At 74.7% G+C, this 2,443-nt stretch carries 1 protein-coding gene and 2 pseudogenes; all 3 read left to right on the plus strand.

The window, feature by feature from the left end:
* Positions 1-938: pseudogene (locus tag AB0J39_RS39220) on the plus strand (hypothetical protein); the annotation flags it as partial.
* Positions 939-953: 15 nt separating this feature from the next.
* Positions 954-1,367, plus strand: a complete 414-nt coding sequence (locus AB0J39_RS39225) for a hypothetical protein (protein WP_363474251.1) — start codon at positions 954-956, stop codon at positions 1,365-1,367.
* Between the two features lie 28 nt (positions 1,368-1,395).
* Positions 1,396-2,443, plus strand: a pseudogene (locus tag AB0J39_RS39230) (hypothetical protein); the annotation flags it as partial.

Below are 2,443 nucleotides of genomic sequence, written 5' to 3' on the forward strand. Positions count from 1 at the left end.
CCATCCCCGGCGCGGTCATCGGCGGCGTGGGCGGGTTCATCGTCGGCGGCCTGGCCGGCGCGATCGGCTCGGCCTTCGGCGACGGTCCCTTCCTCAACCTCTTCGGAGAGTCGAAGGAGGAGAAGGACATGAAGGCGGCCGAGGAGCACCTCAAGAAGCTCTCGCAGGCGACGCAGGCCGCCAACGCCCTCTTCCCCGAGTCGCTCGACACCGACGTGCCGAAGTTCGACATGACACCCCCGTCGTACGACCCGATGTCCGGTCCGGGAACGACCCTCCCGAGCGGATCGGTCCCCACGGACGTGCGTGGCTGGCAGAACCCCGCCTCGCTCGGCGACCTCGGCACGGGCTCCGGCCCGAACGGCCTCGGCGACGGCGGCTTCCCCGGCTGGAACGGCACGGGCGATCCGTACGGGCCGGGCGGCCCGGGCGGCGGGATCGGCACGGGCCCGGACGGCACGGGACTGGACGGCACGGGCCCGGGCAACGGGCTCGGCGGCGGCCTGAACAGTGGGCTGAACGCTGGGCTGAACGGCGGCGTCGGCGCTCCCGGATCGACCGGCGCGGGTGCCGACGGCGCGCGGCTGGACGACTCCGGGCTCGGCGGCACCAGCCTTTCCGGCCACACCCCGCAGACCGCCGTCCCCAACGGCCTGACCGGCGCCGCCGGCTCGGGCCCCGGCACCGGGTACGGCGGTGGAGGCTACGGCGCGGGCGGCGGTTCCGGCGCGGGCCCGGGCATCGGCGCCGGGGGTGTGGGCGTCAACGGGGCGGCGTCACGCGCCGCCGCGGGCAACGGCATGGTCCCGATGGCCCCGCACGGCGCGAGTGGGGGCGGCGAGCGCCAGGAGCGCGAGCGCACCACCTGGCTGCTCGAAGACGAGGACTTCTTCGTCAGCGACCAGCAGACCACGTCCGCGCGCATCGACAAGGCATAAGGCGAGGGAGGCGAAATGAGCTACGCGCCCGACGGCGGATCTCCGCCGCCGAAGCTGAGGATGCCGGAGAGCTGGCCGGGTCTCGACGGTGGTCCGGCCGATGTGTACATCGACCACACACGGGTCCGGCAGATCCTCAAGGGGCTGCGGGACGAGCTCGGCACGCTGCGCGGACGCGCCCCCGCCAGCATGAGCGCCACCTGGAGCGGCCCGGGGACCGCGGGCGAGGTCCAGGGACTGACCAACGTCGGCCCCGCGGAGACCGGACCGTGGGAGGCGGCGAAGTATTTCGGGTTGAACGCCGAGCAGGCCCACGAGGTGCTCAGCGGCAAGTATCAGCTGCTGATCGACCGCATCGAGGCGATGGTGAGCGCGGTGGAGCAAGCCGTCGTGAACTACGAGAAGGGCCACAAGAGCAGCAGCGCGTGAGCCGCCGAGGGCAAGGGGAAAGATCACGATGGGGGCCGAAGCCGGCTGGGAGCCGATCAAGGTGTACGCGAGCCTCGACGGGCTCGACCCGGAGAACCTCTCCCGGGAGCAGATCAAGCAGAAGCTGGACGCCGCGAGTCCCGACGCGGTCCGCCGGGCCGGTCGGGCGTTCATCGACGCCGCCGACCTGGTGGGCGGGAAGGTCGGCGGCAACGGGCCGTCCGAGATGGGCATCCAGGCGGCCCTGAGCAGGACCGCCAAGGAACTGGCCTCCGTCTGGCGCGGTCCCGCCGCCGAGCAGGTGCAGTCCGCCCTGCGCGCGCTCTACGCCACGGCGGGCGCGCTCGGCGACGCCATGACCGCGAGCGGGGCGGCGATGTCCTGGTACGCGGACGTGGTCGGCGACGCGAAGACGAACTTCCCGGCCGCCCCGGGCGGTTCGGACCAGGGCGCGGGCGGCGGCACGAGCGGGACCCCCTCCCCCATCCCTTCCCCTTCGTCCTCCCCCTCCGCCTCGCCCCGGAGCTTCCCCACGCCCTCCCCCTCTCCCGGCCCCGCGCCCTACCTCACCGGGGACGAGGCGGCGAGGGCCCACTTCCGCAAGCTCAACCAGCAGATCCAGGAGGCGAACAACGCCTTCGCCGAGGGGCTGGCCTTCGAGCTGCCCGCCATCGAGCCGCTGCACATCGACCTCGAGAACTCCCCGCGCATCCGCGTGGGCGGGACGGGCGCGCCCACCACGACCTCCGACGGCGTGTGGCACGGCGGCTCGTACGGTGACGGCACGACCGGCTCGGGCTCGACCGGGTCCGGCTCCGGCGGCTCGGGATCCGGTGGAGGCGGCCACTCGGGCGGCGGTTCCGGGGGCACGGACGGTTCGGGCTCCGGCGGCGGCGGCACGGGCGGCGGTGGCACCGGCTCCGGGGGCGGCGGTGCGGACGGGTCCGGCGGCACGGGCGACCCCGGCGCGGGCGGCCTCCCCGGCACCGGCGGCGCACCGGGTGCGGGACAGCCCGGCACAGGACAGCCGGCACCTTGGCGGCGCTCTCGTCACGGGTGTTCGCGAGCACGCGCAG

The organism is Microbispora sp. NPDC049633 (assembly GCF_040675265.1).
Taxonomy (GTDB): Bacteria; Actinomycetota; Actinomycetes; order Streptosporangiales; family Streptosporangiaceae; genus Microbispora; species Microbispora maris.

Bases quoted from the DNA above. Each gene is read 5' to 3' on its own strand.
- AB0J39_RS39225 (WP_363474251.1), top strand. From the start codon at position 954: ATGAGCTACGCGCCCGACGGCGGATCTCCGCCGCCGAAGCTGAGGATG.